Below are 1,045 nucleotides of genomic sequence, written 5' to 3' on the forward strand. Positions count from 1 at the left end.
TAGATGGTATCTTCTTTGCTATGAATGAACGCAATACTAGCAACTCCTATTAAAGAACTGAAAGCTGATATTGCTCCTCAAGAGAATAGCAAAATCTCTAAGAGCTAGTCTAGAGATGTAGCTGGAACATCACAATCCTGAATATAGTACTCCTATGAAAAGGCTATTGCTGGTTGGTAATCGGGAAAATAGCAACACTGGGAGAAGATAATCTGTCAAGTTTTACAATACAGACTTACTAAAACATCATTACTTTTTGGCTTTCCTATATTTTGTGACTCCTTGAAAGAGATAGAAGCAGCTCTAGTATAATGTGTAAGCTCAACTTTGAGTATTACTAGCACTTAAAATACCGCCGTCTTACCCAGCAATTTATTAAATGTCTACATTGTGCTTCTCGGTAAACCTGATAGAATCAGAAGTTGCTTTGGTTTTCACTGAGTATTGTTGGTGATAGTAGATTCGCACTGTCATTTAAATTATTTTGATTCTGCAAACCTTCGAGATATTATCAATCGCGCATGTGCTGTGGGCGTGTCTCTTATGCAGACTGTGTGCACTACTATAGAAGAGTTTCCTGTACTGCTGGAGATAGCCAATGGTTATGAGCAAGTATACGCTTCTGTAGGCGTTCATCCCTGTAATAGTGCCAAGGGGGAATTTGTTTCAGTAGATGATTTGGTTGCCTTTGCAGAAAATAATAAAGTCATCGGTCTGGGAGAAACCGGTTTAGATTTTTATCGGAGTGAAGAGGGTATCGATAAACAAGAGAAAAGCTTTCTTGCTCATATAGATGCAGCTAGAGTGACTCAGTTGCCTGTCATTATTCACTCAAGAAATGCTGATGCTAGAATGGCTGAAATCTGTGCCTCGGAAATGAAAAATGGTGCCTTCAAAGGCGTTATGCATTGTTTTGCTTCTTCAATGGAGTTGGCAAGGTACTCACTCGATGCTGGTCTCTACATCTCATTTTCCGGCATTCTTACCTTCAAAAATGCAGGTTTTTTAAGAGATATAGCCAAATTTGTTCCCAGAGACCGTGTAG

General features: G+C 39.1%; 1 protein-coding gene. It reads left to right on the forward strand.

Translation table 11 applies throughout. From position 1 onward, the window contains the following. Positions 1–450: 450 nt before the first annotated feature. Positions 451–1,045: TatD family hydrolase (locus KPX09_RS05410; protein WP_249549322.1), on the forward strand; the 595-nt coding region annotated here is incomplete at its 3' end.

It is taken from the genome of Anaplasma phagocytophilum (assembly GCF_023476575.1).
Classification (GTDB): domain Bacteria; phylum Pseudomonadota; class Alphaproteobacteria; order Rickettsiales; family Anaplasmataceae; genus Anaplasma; species Anaplasma phagocytophilum_A.